The organism is Gilliamella sp. LMG 34360, from assembly GCF_984568995.1.
Window position 1 is genome coordinate 615,609 of sequence record NZ_OZ474900.1, and the last position, 19,820, is coordinate 635,428.

Here is a 19,820-nt window from a genome sequence, read left to right on the forward strand (position 1 = left end):
GATAAAATCCTTATCTTGCATCATGTTAGGCATAGTTATATTATGGATAGCAGTGCTATATTAATTAAGGAATTAAATATGTTAAAGTCAATTGATCCAACTACCACTTCTTCTTGGAAATCCCTTCAAGCGAGTTATGAAAAGCATCATGAAAAGACAATTGCCCAAATCTTAAATGATGAGCCTAAGCGTGTTGAAAAACTGAGTATTCCTTTTGAAGATGAGTTTTTGGTTGATTTGTCAAAAAATAGAGTGACACAAGAAACTTTAGAGGTTCTTTATAAACTTGCTGATGAATGTGATTTAAATGGCGCTATTAACGCCATGTATAGCGGTGAGAAAATTAATCGTACCGAAAACCGCGCTGTATTACATGTTGCGCTCCGTAATGTTTCAAATACACCGATTTTTGTCGATGGTAAGAATGTGATGGATGATGTCAACACAGTATTGGCTAAGATGGAATCGTTTAGTAAAAAGATCATTAGCGGAGAATGGAAAGGTTATACAGGTAAAGCAATTACAGATGTAGTTAATATTGGTATTGGCGGTTCAGATCTTGGTCCTCATATGATTACCGAAGCATTACGCCCTTATAAAAATCATTTAACAATGCATTTTGTTTCTAATGTCGATGGTACTCATATTGTTGAAGCGCTTAAAGGTTTAAATCCTGAAACCACTTTATTCTTAGTGGCATCTAAAACGTTTACCACACAAGAAACCATGACAAATGCTCAGACTGCTCGTAAATGGTTACTTGATGCAGCCAAAGATGAAAAAGCCGTTGCTTTGCATTTTGTTGCACTTTCAACCAATGCTAAAGAGGTTGAAAAATTTGGTATTGATACTTCCAATATGTTTGAATTTTGGGATTGGGTTGGAGGTCGTTATTCTTCTTGGTCGGCAATTGGCTTGTCAATCGTTTTATCAATTGGTTTTGACAACTTTAAAGAGTTTTTAGCTGGTGGTCATGCTATGGATAAACACTTCCAAAGCGTATCAATCGAGAAAAATATTCCAGCATTACTCGCGTTAATTGGTATTTGGTACAATAATTTCTGTGGAGCAGAAACCGAAGCAATTTTACCGTATGATCAGTATATGCACCGCTTTGCAGCTTATTTCCAACAAGGAAATATGGAATCAAACGGTAAGAGTGTTGATCGTAATGGACATAAAACGTCTTATACTACAGGCCCAATTATTTGGGGAGAACCAGGGACTAATGGTCAACACGCATTTTATCAATTAATTCATCAAGGTACTAAATTAATCCCATGTGATTTTATTGCACCAGCAATCAGCCATAATCCAGTGGGTGATCACCATCCGAAATTACTGTCTAACTTTTTTGCGCAGACCGAAGCTTTAGCGTTTGGTAAAACCGCTGAGCAAGTTGAACAAGAATTCATTGCAGCAGGTAAAACACTTGATGAAGTTAAATCAATTGTACCGTTTAAAGTTTTTGAGGGTAATAAACCAACAAATTCAATTCTCGTGAAAAAAATAACACCTTATACTCTTGGAGCATTAGTCGCTATGTATGAACATAAGATCTTTACACAAGGTATTATTCTTAATATCTTTAGTTTCGATCAATGGGGTGTAGAGCTTGGTAAACAATTAGCTGGTCGCATTTTACCTGAATTGGCAGATGATAAACCGGTTGATTCTCATGATGATTCGACTAATAATCTAATTAATCAATATAAGAAATGGCGTTAAGAAGTTTAAAAGATTAACTTTGCTTAACTAAAATAAAAAACCTTCAGTTTAATGAAGTGCCCCCATAAAGTTGGACACTTTTATTAAGCGGCTTGTAAGGCCTGATTTCGATATTCAACCGGAGTCAGGCCTTTTAATTTGGCTTTAATCCGTTTGGTGTTGTAGTATTCTATATATTCTTCTATTTTTTCAATCAATTCATCTGCATCTTGAAAGCATTGTCCATGATACATTTCTGATTTTAATAGACCAAAAAAGTTTTCAGCTACCGCATTATCTAAACAATTTCCTTTTCTGGACATACTTTGTTTGATGCCATTATTAGCTAGTAGCTTCTGATAATGGCGATTTCTATATTGCCAGCCTTGATCACTATGTAGTAACGTTTTTTCACACTGTTTTAATCGTGATATCCCTTTTTGAAGCATATCTATTACCAAGGTCAAACGTGCATTTTTAGCCACTTTATAAGCTATTACTTCTTGATTATATAAATCGATAATGGGCGATAGGTAAATTTTCTGTTCATTTACCTTAAATTCTGTGACATCTGTCACCCATTTTTCATTCGGTCTCGATGATTCAAAATCTCTTTTAAGATAATTATCGGCTGTTTTACCTGTCTCTCCACGATAAGAACGATATTTTTTAGGTCTTACTGTCGATTTGAGATTAAGCTGACCCATTAATCGTTGTACCGTTTTATGATTGAGCTTAATTCCTTCATTTATCAACGCTAAATGAATTCGACGATAACCATAACGCCCTTTATGTTCATGGTAAATCGATTCAATACGTTTTAACTCATTTTCATAAGCAGACGGGGTTTTCAACCTATTAACATGATAATAAAAAACACTTTTTTCCAGTTTTGTTGCTGATAGCAAATGTCTTAAGGAATACTGATATTTAAGAGCTAAAACAACTAACGTTTTTTCTTTATTTGTTGTCGTTTTGCTTGCTTCAGCTCTTCTAACTTTTTTAGAACAGCATTTTCTGCTCGTAGATAAGCAATTTCCTCTTTTAATGCTTCAATTGTTTTTTCATCATCACTGTGAGTAGGTTCAATACGGGGTTGCTTCATACAGGGTTTTCCTCTGGAACGATATTCAAGCCCTCGGAAACCTTTTTTATGATATCTATCAAGCCAAACAAATAGAAGACCGGGGGAGCTTAAATTAAGCATAGCACTAGTGTGCCCGAGAGACCAATTATTTGTCCACATTAATTTTAGTGCTTGTAATCTTGCTTCGGCATGACGTAAATGAGGGGTTGGTTGAAAGGAGTTATCACCATGAATTGCAACCACTTGCGACCAATATCAAATCTGACGAGAAGATATCGCATATTTTTTTGAAAGAATTTCCGATGATTCTCCTGATAAGAATTTATTAGCTATGATAATTTTTAAATCTCGACTATATTTTGACATAAAAAGCCCCCCTGTAATTGGTTGTCCAACTATTGGGGGTCACTTCATTAGACTGAAGGTTTTTTTATGATTAGCTTAAATGAAAAAATTATTTTTTCACACGCATTATCGGTGTTTTACCTGCTTCAACAGAACCAGAAAGTTTAGTTAATTCTACCACTGTTTCCATATTAGAAATAACCACTGGTGTTAACACTGATTTTGCTTTACTTTCAAGTAATGGCAGATCGATTTCAATGATCGTATCGCCTACTTTTACTTGTTGACCTTCTTCAGCAATTCGCTTAAAGCCTTCACCTTTTAACTCTACTGTGTCGATACCAAAGTGAACAAAAAGTTCAATTCCTTCATCTGACTCAATTGCAAAAGCGTGATTGGTTTCGAAGATTTTGCCAATTTTACCGTTTAAAGGTGCAACAATTTTATTACCAGAAGGTTTAATTGCAACACCATCACCAACGATTTTTTCAGCAAAAACCACATCTGGTACATCTTCGATTTTGACTATTTCGCCACTTAAAGGTGCAATAATTTCGATGCTATTTTTATTATCATCGGATACTAATTGCTTGATTTTATCGAATAGACCCATCATTGTCTCCTAACAAATTTGCTTTTCAGCGGTATAATTTTCAATTAAGTCAATAATTTCTTTGGCTGTAGCTTTTTGCAATACTGTATCAGCAAACTTTTTCGCCTCTTCAAAATTAGTATTGCGAATCAATTTTTTAATTTTTGGAATTGATACCGCACTCATACTAAATTCATCAAGCCCCATACCTAATAATAGAATTGTTGCACGTTCATCACCTGCAAGCTCACCACACATACCAGTCCATTTACCTTCTTTATGCGATGCATCAATAACATTTTTAATCAATGTTAATACAGAAGGTGATAATGGGTTGTAAAGATGAGAAATCAATTCATTACCACGGTCAACAGCAAGTGTATATTGAGTTAAGTCATTCGTTCCGATACTAAAAAAATCTACTTCTTTGGCTAAGTGATGCGCAATCACTGCTGCTGCAGGGGTCTCAATCATCACACCAATTTCGATATTTTTATCAAATGCTTTGCCTTCAGTCGTTAATTGTTCTTTAAGAATATTGATTTCAGATTTTAATATGCGAATTTCTTCCACTGAAATAATCATTGGGAACATAATACGTAATTTACCGAATGCAGATGCACGTAAGATTGCACGTAATTGGGCATGAAGTATTTCTTTACGATCTAAACAAATACGAATTGCACGCCAGCCTAAAAATGGATTCTCTTCTTTTGGTAAATGCATATAAGGTACATCTTTATCGCCGCCAATATCCATTGTGCGTACAATTACGGATAAACCATGAGTTGATTCAGCCACTTCTTTGTAAGCTTTAAATTGTTCTTCTTCATCAGGATAAGCATCGCGATCCATAAATAAGAATTCGGTACGGTATAAACCGACACCTTCATAACCGTTGCGTTCTGCACCAGCAATATCACGCACAGTACCTATGTTGCCACAAATTTCGACTTGGTGTCCGTCAAGCGTTACAGCTGGCAAGTCTTTTAATTTTGAAAGTTCTTCTTTATCGCTAATAAATTTTGCTTGAACTTGTTTTAATTTTTCTTGGGTAGTGTGATCTGGATTGATATAGATAGCATTATTAATTGCATCTAAAATAACAAAATCACCTTGTTTGATTTCTTGAGTTGCGTTAGATGTGCCTACAATGGCTGGAATTTCTAATGAACGAGCCATAATTGATGTATGTGATGTTCGTCCACCAGCATCAGTAATAAATCCTAATACCATGTCTAAATTTAATTGAGCGGTTTCAGATGGTGTTAAATCTGTTGCAACTAAAATACATGGTTGGCTAATAGCACTTAAATCAACAATTTCAATACCTAAAATATTTTTAAGTAAGCGTTTACCGATGTCGCGAATATCTGCTGCACGTTCTTTTAAATATTCATCATCTAAATTTTCCAGTTCTTTAGCTTGAGTTTCAAAAACGGATTGAACTGCGGCATCAGCGGTAGAATGTTTAGTTTGAATACGTGAAATAACTTCTTGTTCAAGATCTTCATCTTCAAGAAGCATGATATGACCTTCAAATATTGCTGCTTTATCTTCGCCTAATGTAGATTTTGCTCGCTCCATGATTGCATGTAATTGCTCACTTGATTTTTCTCGAGCTTCTTTGAAGCGTTCAATTTCAGCGTCAATTTTGTTATCAAGAATTTGTCTATTACTAATAACAATAGGCTCTTCTTTTAATAATAGCGCTTTTGCAAAAGCGATACCGGGGGAAACAAGTATACCTGATACCATAAATTTAATCCTTATTCAATTTTAAAACTGTTCATAGCTAATTTGGAGTTATTATTCTAATTCTGGAATTAGTTTTACAAGATGTTGTACTGCTTCTTTTTCATCTTCGCCTTCGGCTGAAATAGTAATTGTTGTTCCTTGTGTTAAACCTAAAGTTTGTAATTTAAATAAGCTTTTGGCACTTGCACTTTTACCATTTGAAGTAACGGTAATTTCAGCATTAAAATTTTTGGCTTCTTTGACAAATTGCGCCGCTGGACGGGTATGAAGACCATTTGATGCCGTAATTGTTACATCTTGTTTATACATATTATTTTTGCTCCTAAAAATATTTTCTTTTCAGCAACCAATATAAATAAAAACTGCATGAAAGGCTAGTAAGATTTCATAGATCTTTGACATTCATTGAATATTATTAGCCATAATTTATAGAGATAGCTAGATTTTATCAGTATCGGTAAATTCGAGTGATTTTATCACTACATTTTCTAAATTCTACCTGCCCATGAATACCATGTTTGATATTCTCAAAAACGACTTCTTCACTACCATCAAGTTGAGAAGCTCTAATTTCTTTACGACAGAATGTTTCAAATCGTTGCAGTTCTTGCTCGCCATTACCTAATTTATAAGTTTTAGGTAAATTTTGACCGGTTACATAAGTGTGTATCTTATCTTGCACATTAAGGATAATCACGCCATTATTTGAAACTAATGTACCACAAGCGGCTAATGATATAGCTAAAACTGCATAAAAAGATAGTAGTAGAGGCAATTTCACCATTATTCTTAATAACTTCAAAATAATTCCTTTATAAAGCTCAGTAACCTGTTTATTATTTATAGCAAGTTTAGAATTATATACTAAAATTGTGGAAAGTGCAGAAATGCATTTTTTTGATATGACAACATCAAGGTGGCGTAATGGCGGAAACTATTAATTATGACGAACTTAATCGTCAATTAGTCCAATATAAAGTAGGGATTACAGCAGCTGAGTTGCATGGTTTTATCGTAGGTATTTTAGCTGGAGGTAACCATGATGAGAGTTGGCGTCCTTTAGTTGAAGATATGTTAAATAATGGTCAAACTGTTGTTGCACCTCTGAATGAACAAATTACTAAACTTTATCAGTTAACTAAGCAACAACTCTTAGATGAAGATTTTGAATTTCAATTATTTCTTAGTGACAAAGATTTGTATGCACAAATTGATGATTTAGTTGGTTGGGTAAATCATTTTTTACTTGGTATAGGGCTGGTACAACCCAAAATTAATCGGATTAAAGGTGATGTGGGAGAAGCTATTTATGATTTACGTCAAATTGTTAATTTGGGCTATGATGAGCAAGAAGATCAACAAGAACTTGAGTTTGCGTTTGAAGAAATTAAAGAATATGTACGCATAACATCAATGTTATGTTTTGACGAATTCAATGAAACTGAAATAACACCAACAATTCATTAAGATTAACTAGTTATTAATCTTAATTAAGGTCGTCATAATGATGAAAACAGATATTAAAACAGAAATTATTTTGCGTCGTGAAAAGTTGCTTGCGCAGATGGTGCCCAATAGTGTTGCTCTTTTTTTCGCTGCTCCTGAAGTAACACGAAGTAACGATACTCATTATCCATATCGACAAAATAGTGATTTTTGGTATTTTACCCATTTTGCTGAACCAGAGTCAGTGTTGGCTGTGATTAAACAACAAGATAATAGTGCGCGGTATGTATTATTCAATCGAAAAAAGGATCCTTTGGCAGAGACATGGACGGGATATCGTTTAGGTCAGCAAGCTGCATTGGCATCAATTTTCGTTGATGAAGCTTATCTTTTTGATGAAATTGATACCATATTGCCCGATTTATTAAATGGTAAAACTGCAATTTATCATGCTGATCAACTTTATCAATATGCCGATAAAATTGTTAACCAAGTACAGGCGACTTTAAGACAAGGGAGTAGATTAAATTTAGTGGCGCCAAGCTCTATCATTGATTGGCGACCAATAGTGCATGAAATGCGGATGTTTAAGTCGGATTTTGAGATGCAACTATTACGTAAGGCATGTAAAATTAGTGCAGTGGCACATGTTAGAGCAATGCAAAAATGTGCGCCTTCAATGTATGAATATCAATTAGAAGCCGAGATTTTACACGAATTTGCTTGGCACGGGGCACGCTTTCCATCTTATAACACCATTGTTGGTGGTGGCAATAATGGTTGTATTTTGCATTATGAAAATAATAGTGAGCAGTTGAAAGATGGGGATTTGGTTTTGATTGATGCGGGGTGTGAGTATCAATACTACGCAGGAGATATTACTCGAACATTGCCAATTAATGGCAAATTTAACCAAGAACAACGTGAGATTTATGATATCGTTTTGGCTTCTCAATATCAGGCAATTCATCTTCTCAAACCTGGCACATCCATTAAAGACGTTAATGACCAAGTCGTACGAACGATGGTGATAGGTTTAGTTAAGTTAGGCATTATGCAAGGTGATGTAGACACTCTAATTGCTAATAAAGCCTATTTGGCGTTTTATATGCATGGTTTAGGGCATTGGCTTGGCATTGATGTGCATGATGTTGGTAGTGGACGAGATCGAATTTTAGAACCTGGAATGGTGTTAACTGTCGAGCCAGGATTGTATATTAATAAAGATGCTGATGTACCAGATCGCTATAAAGGTATTGGCATTCGTATTGAGGATAATATTTTAATTACCAAATCTGGTAATGAAGTTTTGACCGCGGATGTTCCCAAAGAGCCTGAACAAATTGAACAATTGATGGTCAATCAGTTGTAGAGTATAGATAACTATTGCCATAACTTTCGAGATATAGGTTATGGCTTTGTTGTTGTCACTTAAAACGATTATGCGAATAATTAGTCCAAACTAATGGATTTATCTCGATTAAAGATAATTTTTATTTTCTGATCTTTCGCTGCAATAGGTTGATACTTCCACATTTTCATTGCACTAATTACTGAACGATTAAAGATATTATTGGGTTTTGCTTCTATAATCCGAATATTTTCAATACGTCCATTACTGTTTATATCAAACAGTACTATCACGTAACCTTCTAACCGCATATCAAGTGCTCGGCGAGGATACTCGGGTTGGTTGCGACTAATCGGTGAAGGATTACCTGAGTATCGACGACTATCAGATATTTGTGGGGCAACAGAAGTATTAGAGATATTTTCAGCAATGACTTCTTGCCTTACTTGTTGACGTGATGCTTTTTGTACAGGGCGGGGCTTTTTCTTAGGCTTATCTTTTTGTTTTACAACAATATCTTTTTTAGTTATTACCGCGGGTTTGTCAGGTATTGTTTCTTCAATAGGTTCAGGTTCAACAATTGGTGTCTCTTCAATTGGTTTGTTATCAATAATTTCACTGTCTTGAGCACCTTGAATATCAGGTGTATTTTCAACTAATGATTGTTCGGGAGCAGCAAGAGAAAAATCAATCATTATGGCTTTAATTGAATTATCGCCCTCATCTGCAACGATGTCTTTTACAAATAGCGTAGAGCAAAACAATAAAGTAAGTATACACAAATGTGACATTACAGCAATAAATGCATATAAATAAACACCTCTTTCCTCTTTCTTAGCAATGGATTGAGGGATCTTTTCATCACTGATATCTATATCAAAGTTAATCTTCATACTAATAAACATTTCTAACTTAAGGTGGGTATTTTAAATGAAAATGCTTATCATTTGTAGTTTTTTTTAAAATATGATCCGCAACTCTTGTTGCATAAAAATATTTATCAGATAATAGCGTGATTAATATCTATTATTTCTAGCGGTTAAACTGATGAATAATCCATCAATGAATCAAATACTCGATCTGGTAAAAGATGATTTAGTTAAAGTGAACCAAGCTATACAAGCTGAACTAAGTTCAGATGTGGCTTTGATTAATCAGTTGGGCAATTATATTATTAGCAGTGGAGGAAAGCGTATTCGTCCTGTTATTGCTTTATTAATTGCTAAAGCACTTAATTATCAAGGTGACAAACATATTATTACGGCTGCTTTTATTGAATTTATTCATACCGCCACCTTATTGCATGATGATGTAGTAGACGAGTCTGATTTAAGGCGTGGTAAATCGACCGCGAATGCTTTATTTGGGAATGCTGCTAGTGTATTAGTCGGTGATTATATTTATACACGTTCTTTTCAAATGATGGTGCGTACAGAATCGTTTAAGGTTTTGACTATCATGTCGGCAGCAACTAATGTTATTGCTGAAGGGGAAGTACAGCAATTAATTAATTGTAATGATCCTGATATTACCAAAGAACAATATTTAGAAGTTATTTATCGCAAAACAGCACGTTTATTTGAGGCAACTTCGCATTCTGCTGCGGTGTTAGCTGGTGCAAATGAACAGCAAGAGTTTGCCTTACAAGAGTACGGTAAATATTTAGGTACAGCCTTTCAAATTATTGATGACCTATTGGATTACAATGCCGATAATAATCAAAAATTAGGAAAAAATTTAGGAGATGATCTTAATGAAGGCAAGCCAACCTTACCGCTCCTACACGCCATGCATCACACTAAAAATGCTGAGGATGCTGCATTAATTCGTCGAGCTATAGAACAAGGCAATGGTCGACATTTATTAAATCGCATTTTACATATTATGGATGAATGTGGTTCACTTGAGTTTACCTTGCAAGCTGCTCAGGCGGAAGCCCGTAAAGCATCGGATGTTATTGCTATTTTACCTGACTCACCTTATAAACAAGCATTACAAGATCTAGCCTTATTGTCAGTAAAAAGAGAAAATTAATTAATCGGTAAATGTTAAGTAAGTTATTTAAGCGTCTATTTTATACTCAAATGTATCGTTTATCTCAAACTTTTTGGCATTAATTAAATAGACAATAAGTTCAATATATTAAAGTAAGGTATTTTTATGTTTAAAAGATCTTGGCCGGTTTTTTTGATTTTTGTTTCGATGATCTCCATTCAAGGTAGTGCTTCAATCGCCAAATATCTTTTTCCAGTGTTAGGACCTGAAGGTATGACCGCTTGGCGATTGTGTTTTTCGGCTATAATTTTAATTATCATTTTTAAACCTTGGCGAAAACCAATACCTAAACCGGCATTAAAATTTATATTTTTATACGGTATTTCAATTGGTTGTATGAATTTAGCTTTTTATAGTGCTATCGCTAGAATTCCTTTAGGCATTGCTGTAGCTATCGAATTGACAGGACCAATAATGGTAGCCATGTGTTCATCACGTCAATTGTTTGATTTTATTTGGCTAGGTATTGCCGTGATCGGATTAGCTATGTTACTGCCTATTCATCAAGCGTCAGGGAATTTAGATCCTGTCGGTATTTTATTTGCTTTATTAGCAGGCAGTTGTTGGGCATGTTACATTTTATTTGGGCGTAAAGCTGGTGCTATTTATGGATCTTCAAGCGTCGCTATTGGGTCGGTAATTGCTTCGTGCTTTTTATTTCCAATTGGTGTATGGCAAAGTGGTAGTGCTATGTTTTCGTTAGATCTGCTCCCTTTGGTGTTTGTTGTCTCTTTATTGGCCTCAGCTATTCCTTATGGATTAGATATGATTGCTCTACCAAAATTGCCTGCGCAAACATTTAGTACTTTAATGAGTTTATCACCCGTTTTTGCTGCGCTTTCTGGTTTAATTGTGTTGCACGAACAATTATCGAGTTATCAGTGGTTAGCAATTGTGTTTATTATTGTTTCATCAATAGGTACCGTACTCACCATGAATCGCCCAACAAAGATTGAATCGGTTAAATCAGGTAATTAAAAAAAATTATCGCGCTGTTGAAGGCGCGATTTTTTTGATAGTCTAATGTTCAATTATGACCCTTTTACAAGGAAGAAATTAAGCGTAGATTTAACGTGGAGGGAATCCCATTCCACCGCCCATTAAACCTTTCATCTGGCGCATCATCTTCATCATGCCACCACCTTTCATTTTCTTCATCATTTTTTGCATATCGTCAAACTGTTTTAAGAGTTTATTCACATCTTGTACTTGGGTTCCTGAACCCATTGCAATTCGACGCTTACGTGAACCTTTAATGATTTCAGGATTTGCACGCTCTTTGAGCGTCATTGAGCCAATAATTGCTTCCATTTTGATAGTGATTTTATCATCCATTTGTGCTTTGATATGATCCGGCAGTTGACCTACACCAGGTAATTTTGCCAGCATTGCACCCATACCGCCCATATTGCGCATCTGTTTAAGTTGATCTTGAAAATCATTAAAATCAAATTTATCGCCTTTTTTCAATTTTTTGGCGATTTTTTCTGCTTTCTCGCGATCGACATTACTTTGTAATTCTTCAATTAACGAAATAACATCACCCATACCCAAAATACGAGAGGCAATACGATCAGGATAGAATGGTTCTAAAGCATCGGTCTTTTCACCCATCCCCAAAAATTTAATTGGTTTGCCAGTAATATTGCGAATAGAAAGCGCTGCACCACCACGAGCATCCCCATCAACTTTAGTTAAAATCACACCAGTGAGTGGTAATGCATCATTGAAAGCTTTCGCGGTATTGGCTGCATCTTGTCCGGTCATGGCATCCACAACAAACAGGGTTTCAATTGGGTTTATTGCTTGATGAAGAGCCTTGATTTCGTCCATCATGTCATTATCGACATGTAAACGACCTGCGGTATCGACAATAAGTACGTCAAAAAATTGTAGTTTAGCGTGTGAAATGGCTTTATTTACAATATTAACTGGTTTTTCATTAACATCAGATGGAAAAAATTCGACATCAATGGCTTTAGCTAGTGTTTCTAACTGCTTAATTGCCGCTGGTCGATAAACATCGGCAGATACAACCAGTACTTTTTTCTTCTGTTTTTCTTTTAAGAATTTGGCCAGTTTTGCAACACTGGTGGTTTTACCTGCACCTTGTAAACCAGCCATTAAGATTACTGCGGGTGGCTGGGTTGCTAAATTGAGTGAACTGTTAACTTCTCCCATTGCAGCCGTCAGTTCGGCTTGAACTATTTTAATAAACTCTTGGCCTGGTGTTAGGCTTTTATTGACATCTAAACCTACAGCTTTTTCTTTAACTTGATTAATAAATTCACGAACAACAGGTAGCGCAACATCGGCTTCAAGTAGAGCCATTCGGACATCGCGCAGTGCTTCTTTAATATTATCTTCAGACAGTCGCCCACGACCACTGATATTGCGAAATGTCTGTGATAAACGGTCGGTTAAATTCTCAAACATGTTAACTCTCAATAAATAAAAAAATTTTGATTATCATATCAGAAAATTTTAAGAAGTCCCATGATCATAATTGTGTATTGACTTGACACCAAATTATCTTCCTGTTCAAATGAAAATAGATAAACAAAGGTGTATTACTTATAAAAAGTAATGAAGAGATAGAATAAATACAAAAGGAGAAAAATTGAATATGGCAAAAGTGATTCAAACCGAAAAAGCCCCAGCAGCAATCGGACCATATGTTCAGGCACTCGATTTAGGCAATATGCTATTTGCATCAGGGCAGATTCCTTTAGTCCCTGAAACGGGTGAAATGCCAGATTGTGTTAAAGAACAAGCAAAACAAAGTTTAGCCAATGTTAAAGCAATAATCACATCGGCAGGTTATCAAGTGAGTAATATCGTTAAGACAACTATTTTTTTAGCTGATATGAATGATTTTGCTGCTGTTAATGCGGTTTATGAAGCATTTTTTATCGAAAATAATGCCGGATTCCCTGCACGTTCTTGTGTACAAGTTGCTCGTATACCTAAAGATGCAAAAGTTGAAATTGAAGTCATTGCGGCTAAATAATTTTAACTAGTTTGATTAGCACTAAAAAGTGCTAATCTTTGTCAAAAAGTTTCAGGTAAACCCTACGTTTTAGTATAAAATTGAACTTAAATTGAATAATTTTTTCATTTAATATATCGTTGATTATTCTTATCAAAAATGATTGAAATTCCTAATGAAAATTCAATTGAATTATTTACAGTTGAACTTGTATTTAGTGATTGATTGCCAATTGAGTTGATGCAATAATCTACAGTTATGAGTTATTGTGTCAATTAGGTTGTAATATGTTTGAAAAAGTAGAGTCCTATTCAGGGGATCCAATTTTATCTTTAGTTGCTGAATTTAATAATGATCATCGTGAAAGTAAAACTAATTTAAGTATTGGTTATTATTATGATGAAAATAGTGTTGTCCCTCAATTGGAGTGTATTAAAATTGCTCGTGATTATATTTATCATAATCAACAAGATGCACAACTTTATTTACCAATGAGTGGTTTACCCTCTTATTGCCAAGCAATTCAGTCATTGCTATTTGGTGAAGAACATTCAGCCTATAAAGATAAACGTATTGCAACTATACAAACATTAGGCGGATCAGGTGCACTAAAAATCGGTGCTGATTTTTTATATCGTTATTTTCCTAATTCACAAGTCTGGGTCAGTGATCCAACATGGGAAAATCATATTGCTATTTTTGGTGGCGCAGGTTTTAAAGTTAATACCTATCCCTATTTTGATTCACAAACATGTGGAGTTAAATTTGACTCAATGCTTGAAACATTGGAACAATTGCCTGCCAAAAGCATTGTATTACTGCATCCTTGTTGTCATAACCCAACGGGCGCAGATTTAACACCATCACAGTGGGATAAAGTAATTGCTGTATTACAAACACGTGATCTCATTCCATTTATGGATATTGCTTATCAAGGATTTGGTGAAAGTATTGAAAGTGACAGTTACGCAATTAAAAAAGCAGCTGAAGTGGGGCTTTGTGGTTTTATAAGTAACTCGTTTTCCAAAACATTTTCACTTTATGGGGAACGTGTTGGGGGGTTATCTGTGTTGTGTGAAAATGATGAAGCTGCTCGTCGTGTATTAGGCCAACTTCAGGCAACGGTTCGTCGAAACTATTCTAGCCCAGCTGCTTATGGTGCCCAATTAGTCAGTTATGTTTTAAATAATTCTGAATTGAAAGCCTGTTGGGTTAAAGAAGTTGAATCAATGCGAAATCGTATTGTATTGATGCGTTCTACTTTAGTTAGTTTGTTAAAAACACAAGCGCCAGATCATACTTTTGATTATTTAGTTAAGCAGCGTGGTATGTTTAGTTATACTGGTTTTAGTAAACAACAAGTCACACAATTAAAAGATAATTTTGCTGTTTATTTGGTGGGCAGTGGAAGAATGTGTGTGGCGGGCTTAAATCACCATAATATTCATCGTGTGGCGGAAGCATTTGCTACATTAAAATAATCAAGTCACAAAAAGGAGAATATTTATGTTACGCAAGATGTTAATTCTAGTATTCGGTATTGCAATGACAACTCTCATTGTTGGATGTAATACAGTTAATGGTGTAGGCAAAGATGTTCAATCTGGTGGTAAAGCCATTTCGAAAACGGCTGAAAATGTTAGTGATAAATTATAATAAGGATGATTAATATATATTAATCATTTATAGATTATAAAAAGTAAAATGCGACATATTATAGTAGTTATATTTTTTTTACTTACTGGGTGCGGTTCGTTAAATTTTCGAACTGCACCTTTAACTGTTGAAAACTGTCATTATTCAAGTATGATTAATACGGAATTTGTATTAAATCCTTTGCCGTCAAATGTATTAAGTTATCCACATATTTATATTGCTCAAAGTCGACAAAGTAAACATTTACCAGCAAGTTATGCCGGCATGAAAGGAAAACTGACGGGTAATATTGAGGGTCGTGATTATCCTAAACAAACATTTTGGCGAGCGCAATCCTTATTTGATAGGGCTACATTATATGATGATGGCTATGATGATCTCTATATAAGTCCCACGCAAAAAGAAGCTCGTGACCGTAAAGCGAAATTTGTAGTAAGACAAGCGATTTTGCAAAACTGCCAGCTTATTTATATTGCTATTGATTCTTTGGCAAAAGATAGGGATAATCCTGCATTAATTGAATCTAACGATTTATCAATAAATAGATAAGATATTATATAAAGACAAATAACTAATAGTATTATTGGTTGAATTGATATTTATAGTATCGAGTTTATTAACAAAATTTATTTCTCTTTCTTATTTAATTTTTGATAATTATTCTTTAGAATTGTTTTTATATTGTAAAGATTATCAATGCTACGTTTAATATGTTAGATTTAGCTTTTTTTATCGTTTATTACAATTTGATATCGAATCAACGTAATATATGAAATTTTACAAGGGCAATTATTCATACATGTACTTTGATTCCCTATATGTTAATGTCATTATGGGTTGAAAATACATATTGTTAATATGGCATAGAGATAATAGAGACTATTATAATAGTTGTGTTATCTGCTAATTTTTTTAAGGAAATAAAATGTCATCAAGTTTTGAATCAACTTTGAATGGAAACGTCAAAAAGGCCGTTATCCCTGTTGCCGGTCTTGGTACTCGAATGTTACCTGCTACTAAAGCCATTCCTAAGGAAATGTTACCTGTGGTTGATAAACCACTTATTCAGTATGTAGTAAAAGAGTGTATTGCGGCAGGCATTACTGAGATCATTTTTGTTACCCACTCATCAAAAAATTCAATTGAAAACCACTTCGATACTAGTTTTGAATTAGAAGCAATGTTAGAAGCGCGTGTTAAACGTCAACTGTTACAAGAAGTACAAAGTATTTTACCTAAAAATGTAACAATAACGAGTGTTCGACAAGGTTTAGCCAAAGGACTTGGTCATGCCGTATTGTGTGCTTATCCTTTGGTTGGCGATGAACCTTTCGCGGTTGTGCTACCAGATGTGATTATTGATGAGTATGAAAGCGATCTAACAAAAGATAATTTAGCGGCAATGATTAATAATTATCATGAGACCAAGCATAGTCAAATTATGGTTGAGCCAGTACCGAAAGAGTTAGTTTCTTCTTATGGGATTGTCGACTGCCATGGTCAAGAATTGTCTGCTGGTGCTGTTACACAAATGTATAGTGTCGTTGAAAAACCATCAGTTGAAGAAGCTCCATCCAATCAATCGGTTGTTGGGCGTTATGTTTTATCTGAAAAAATCTGGCCTTTACTTGCTAAAACACCATTAGGTGCAGGTGGCGAAATTCAACTCACGGATGCAATTGCAATGTTACTTAAAGAGGACTCCGTTGATGCATATTGTATTAAAGGCCGGAGTCATGATTGTGGTAATAAATTGGGTTATGTACAAACCTTTGTACAATACGCAATGCGTCATAAAAGCTTAGGCGATGATGTTACTGCATGGTTAAAAACAATTTAAATATTAATTTTTGAATAAAAAAGGACGCTCTAAACGTCCTTTTTTATTCTGCGTATTCTTTACTTAAATTAAACATCCGACTGTTCATTTTCAAGAGAAATATTTGGATCATAGAAAGTATTCATATCCATAAGTCCCACTTCGCGATCGGTAGCGACTGCCGCAGTCATTGCCCCAGATACGTTGGCTAGTGTACGTGCCATATCAATGATTGGATCGACCGCCAGAACCATACCAATTAATGGGAAGTATTCAGCCATGCCCATACCAGATAAAACCACTGTTGCAGCAACTGTTGCTGTACCAGGAATACCAGCAATACCAATTGAACCAATGACGACTACAATTACCAACATAATATAAAATTGGAAATTAGTATCAATACCCACCATATGCGCAACCATAACAGCAAGTAATGCAGGAAAGAAACCAGCACAGCCATTCATACCCATAGTACTACCAAGTGAACCGACCAAATTTGCTGTGCCTGTATTGACTCCCATACGTACCGTTAAAGTTGAGATAGTCATGGGTAATGTACCAACTGACGAACGGCTTGTAAAAGCTAATAACCACGTTCCCATTGCTTTTTTAATAAACATGACAGGTGATATACCGTGAATCATAACAATTAAAACATGCACAATTAACATGATCAATGTGGCAATGTAGATGGCTGCAACAAAACCTGATACTTCAACAATTGCAGGTATACCATTAGAAATAATGGTTCTAGCTAGAAGGGCGATGACTGCATATGGCATATACTTAATGATGGTCATGGCAATTGACATCACAATTTTATAAAGTGCTTCAATAAAGGTTTTAAACAGAGCAATCGGTTGTGGATTTTTCTTTTCCATTCGATTGGCAGCAATCCCCATAAGAGCAGAAAAGATAACTAATCCAACAATATTTTCTTTAACCATTGATGCAATGATATTACTTGGAATAAGGTTTACAAAAGTATCAATTATATTAGTGTATTGTTTAGCTTGAGCATGATGCTCAGTTGTAGAGCTGATTTCTCCTAATTCAAATAAATTAGCCAAAGCAATACCAACTATACAAGCAATTGCAGTGGTAAACAGTAACCAGAATATCCCTCTAAATGCGATTTGTGGTAGGTTTTCTTTACCAGAAAAATCAATAATGACTTTAACAATAGAGACAAATATCAAAGGAATGACTAGCATGCGAATAAAGGCAATAAAAGCACGTCCAAAAAGGCCATACCATGTAGCTGTCTCTTGCATCCAAACATTTGATGTATCAGGGAATCCTGCTGCAGCTTGTATACCTAAACCAAGCACTGCACCAAGTATTAACCCAACTAACATACGAAGAGAAAAATTAATTTTTTTATCTTGTAACGGTTTCATCACTCCAAAAAAACAAACTAGCAGTAGTCCAATACCAATTAAAGTTTGATAGTGTGTGATAGATAGGAACTTTTCAAAAAAAGTTCCTTGAAAAATGGGATCTGACATAATTGCCCCTTTATTGTGATAATTTAATCATCGAATAAAATCATATTAATAATCTTACTTAATTTATGATGCACTGATTTTTGTATCAAGTAAGATAATTTGTATTATTTAGGTGTTGTCATTAACAATGACAATTTAACTATTATTATTTAGCTATTGAACCTGCAATATTTAAAATGTCCCATGGTCTTGAAAATGGCGGTGCATAAAGAAAGTCCATCATTGCTAATTCATCAATTTTTATTTCTGCCCAAATGGCAGTTGCTAACGTATTTACTCGTAAAACAGCGCCACTACCACCTACAATTTGTCCACCTAAAATGGTGCGGGTCTCGGCGTGATAAATTACTTTGGCTGTTACCTCAGTTTGCCCTGCAACATAGTTACTGTGATTTTTATCCTTAACAATAACTGTTTTACAAGCAATACCCGCTTTTTGAGCTTCTTTTTCGGTTAAGCCTGTTCGTCCTGCCTCAATATCAAACGCTTTAAATGCTGATGTACCGATGGTTCCAGGGAATTGACTCTGTCCACCTCCTAGATTTTCACCAACTATCTTGCCCAGTTTGTTCGCGCCTGTGGCAAGAGGAATGTAAACCATCTCTTTGCTGACTTTATGCTGCAATGCAGCGCAGTCACCTGCTGCATAAATATCTGGAAAGTTTGTCCGTCCATAGCTATCGGTAATAATAGCGCCATTTGGTAGCATATTAAGACCAATATTTTGATAAATTTCACTGTTAGGTTTTACTCCAGTTGCGATAATAACCATGTCAGCAAGATAAGTATCTTTATTGGTAATTACGTGAGTGACATGCTGTTCTCCTATAAAACCTTGTACTTGTTCTTGTAGATGTAAATCACAATGTTGTTTAATGTTCTTTGCAATTACATCGGTAATTTGTGCATCGAATGCATCGACCAGTACTCTATCATCTAACTGAATTAATTTGACTTGCTTATTTAAAGCAACAAATGACTCGGCAATTTCAAGTCCTATAAAGCCTGCACCAACTACAATGACGTTTTTTACTGCTGGATCGGATAATGCTTGTTTAATGGCTAAACCATCATTGAGATCGCGTAAAGTAAAAATATTTTTCAATTTATAATTTGTAAAATTTGGAATGATAGGGCTTGCACCAACGGCAATTAATAATTTGTCATAATTATCATCAAAACATTCATCTGTATTAATATTTTTAATCGTTAGTTTTTTTTGTATGCTATCAATAGCGACGACTTGGTGACGTGTTTTTATTTCAATACCATCTTGTTGGAATTGTTGTGGTGTACGGGATATCATTTCATTAGCATCAGTGAAATGATCACCGATAAAATAAGGTAAACCACAAGCTCCAAACGATACAATGTCAGTTTTTTCATAAATACGAATGGTAGCATTAGGGTTCATTCTTTTGGCTTTAGCAGCAGCACTCGCTCCTGCAGCTTGAGCGCCAATGATGATTATTTTCATCTAATTTTCTCCTTAGGGCTCAGATTC

19 protein-coding genes and 1 pseudogene are annotated in these 19,820 nt (G+C 35.0%); 10 read left to right on the forward strand and 10 right to left on the reverse strand.

The window, feature by feature from the left end:
• The first annotated feature begins 78 nt into the window (after window positions 1–78).
• On the forward strand, window positions 79–1,728 hold the full coding sequence (pgi, locus tag AC5LW9_RS02815; protein WP_144092885.1) for a glucose-6-phosphate isomerase: 1,650 nt from the start codon (window positions 79–81) through the stop codon (window positions 1,726–1,728).
• Window positions 1,729–1,811: 83 nt separating this feature from the next.
• Here pgi and AC5LW9_RS02820 read toward each other — a convergent pair whose 3' ends face one another.
• From AC5LW9_RS02820 to AC5LW9_RS02845, 6 genes and pseudogenes are all read right to left on the reverse strand, one after another.
• The gene (locus AC5LW9_RS02820) at window positions 1,812–2,756 is read right to left on the reverse strand and encodes an IS3 family transposase (protein ID WP_493456585.1); all 945 of its coding nucleotides are present in this window, start codon (window positions 2,754–2,756) and stop codon (window positions 1,812–1,814) included.
• Window positions 2,654–3,160 (reverse strand): annotated as a pseudogene (locus AC5LW9_RS02825) (helix-turn-helix domain-containing protein). Before AC5LW9_RS02825 ends, AC5LW9_RS02820 begins: the two are co-directional and overlap by 103 nt.
• A gap of 88 nt (window positions 3,161–3,248) precedes the next feature.
• A complete protein-coding gene (gene crr / locus AC5LW9_RS02830; RefSeq protein WP_025316547.1) occupies window positions 3,249–3,752 on the reverse strand; it encodes a PTS glucose transporter subunit IIA in 504 nt (167 codons plus the stop codon).
• Window positions 3,753–3,761: 9 nt separating this feature from the next.
• Window positions 3,762–5,489 carry a phosphoenolpyruvate-protein phosphotransferase PtsI gene (gene ptsI, locus AC5LW9_RS02835; RefSeq protein ID WP_493456300.1) on the reverse strand — a complete coding sequence of 576 codons (1,728 nt, stop codon included), beginning with the start codon at window positions 5,487–5,489 and terminating at the stop codon, window positions 3,762–3,764.
• Between the two features lie 51 nt (window positions 5,490–5,540).
• On the reverse strand, window positions 5,541–5,798 hold the full coding sequence (gene ptsH, locus AC5LW9_RS02840) for a phosphocarrier protein Hpr (RefSeq protein WP_025316545.1): 258 nt from the start codon (window positions 5,796–5,798) through the stop codon (window positions 5,541–5,543).
• Window positions 5,799–5,937: 139 nt separating this feature from the next.
• Window positions 5,938–6,291: a hypothetical protein gene (locus AC5LW9_RS02845; protein WP_334320930.1), complete on the reverse strand. Its 354-nt coding sequence runs from the start codon at window positions 6,289–6,291 to the stop codon at window positions 5,938–5,940.
• Window positions 6,292–6,413: 122 nt separating this feature from the next.
• On the opposite strand from AC5LW9_RS02845, the gene AC5LW9_RS02850 reads away from it, so the two are divergent.
• A complete protein-coding gene (locus AC5LW9_RS02850) occupies window positions 6,414–6,956 on the forward strand; it encodes a UPF0149 family protein (protein WP_086326318.1) in 543 nt (180 codons plus the stop codon).
• Between the two features lie 40 nt (window positions 6,957–6,996).
• Window positions 6,997–8,307, forward strand: coding sequence for a Xaa-Pro aminopeptidase (pepP, locus tag AC5LW9_RS02855; protein ID WP_493456586.1), 1,311 nt, complete (start codon window positions 6,997–6,999; stop codon window positions 8,305–8,307).
• Between the two features lie 80 nt (window positions 8,308–8,387).
• Here the strand turns inward: pepP and AC5LW9_RS02860 are convergent, their stop codons facing one another.
• Window positions 8,388–9,179, reverse strand: a complete 792-nt coding sequence (locus tag AC5LW9_RS02860) for a TonB family protein (RefSeq protein WP_493456301.1) — start codon at window positions 9,177–9,179, stop codon at window positions 8,388–8,390.
• Window positions 9,180–9,333: 154 nt separating this feature from the next.
• Between AC5LW9_RS02860 and ispB the strand changes: the two genes are divergently transcribed.
• Both ispB and AC5LW9_RS02870 read left to right on the forward strand, forming a co-directional pair.
• Entirely contained in the window at window positions 9,334–10,320 is a 987-nt protein-coding gene (gene ispB, locus AC5LW9_RS02865) for an octaprenyl diphosphate synthase (protein ID WP_232352578.1), read from the forward strand.
• Window positions 10,321–10,446: 126 nt separating this feature from the next.
• Window positions 10,447–11,319 carry an EamA family transporter gene (locus AC5LW9_RS02870; protein WP_198228834.1) on the forward strand — a complete coding sequence of 291 codons (873 nt, stop codon included), beginning with the start codon at window positions 10,447–10,449 and terminating at the stop codon, window positions 11,317–11,319.
• A gap of 90 nt (window positions 11,320–11,409) precedes the next feature.
• Here AC5LW9_RS02870 and ffh read toward each other — a convergent pair whose 3' ends face one another.
• Complete coding sequence (gene ffh / locus AC5LW9_RS02875) at window positions 11,410–12,777, reverse strand: signal recognition particle protein (RefSeq protein ID WP_198228835.1); 1,368 nt, start codon at window positions 12,775–12,777, stop codon at window positions 11,410–11,412.
• 190 nt (window positions 12,778–12,967) lie between these two features.
• Here ffh and AC5LW9_RS02880 point away from each other — a divergent pair, with 190 nt between their 5' ends.
• From AC5LW9_RS02880 to galU, 5 genes are all read left to right on the forward strand, one after another.
• On the forward strand, window positions 12,968–13,351 hold the full coding sequence (locus AC5LW9_RS02880) for a RidA family protein (RefSeq protein WP_198228836.1): 384 nt from the start codon (window positions 12,968–12,970) through the stop codon (window positions 13,349–13,351).
• Window positions 13,352–13,617: 266 nt separating this feature from the next.
• A complete protein-coding gene (locus AC5LW9_RS02885) occupies window positions 13,618–14,811 on the forward strand; it encodes an amino acid aminotransferase (RefSeq protein ID WP_493456302.1) in 1,194 nt (397 codons plus the stop codon).
• Window positions 14,812–14,836: 25 nt separating this feature from the next.
• Window positions 14,837–14,986, forward strand: a complete 150-nt coding sequence (locus AC5LW9_RS02890; protein WP_081301693.1) for an entericidin A/B family lipoprotein — start codon at window positions 14,837–14,839, stop codon at window positions 14,984–14,986.
• Window positions 14,987–15,034: 48 nt separating this feature from the next.
• Complete coding sequence (locus AC5LW9_RS02895; RefSeq protein ID WP_198228838.1) at window positions 15,035–15,535, forward strand: hypothetical protein; 501 nt, start codon at window positions 15,035–15,037, stop codon at window positions 15,533–15,535.
• A 376-nt stretch (window positions 15,536–15,911) separates the two neighbouring features.
• A complete protein-coding gene (galU, locus tag AC5LW9_RS02900) occupies window positions 15,912–16,826 on the forward strand; it encodes a UTP--glucose-1-phosphate uridylyltransferase GalU (protein WP_198228839.1) in 915 nt (304 codons plus the stop codon).
• A 68-nt stretch (window positions 16,827–16,894) separates the two neighbouring features.
• On the opposite strand, the gene AC5LW9_RS02905 is transcribed toward galU, so the two are convergent.
• Together AC5LW9_RS02905 and AC5LW9_RS02910 are read right to left on the reverse strand one after the other, a co-directional pair.
• Window positions 16,895–18,316, reverse strand: coding sequence for a cation:dicarboxylate symporter family transporter (locus AC5LW9_RS02905; RefSeq protein ID WP_198228840.1), 1,422 nt, complete (start codon window positions 18,314–18,316; stop codon window positions 16,895–16,897).
• Window positions 18,317–18,461: 145 nt separating this feature from the next.
• On the reverse strand, window positions 18,462–19,793 hold the full coding sequence (locus AC5LW9_RS02910; protein ID WP_493456303.1) for a CoA-disulfide reductase: 1,332 nt from the start codon (window positions 19,791–19,793) through the stop codon (window positions 18,462–18,464).
• Between the last annotated feature and the right edge of the window lie 27 nt (window positions 19,794–19,820).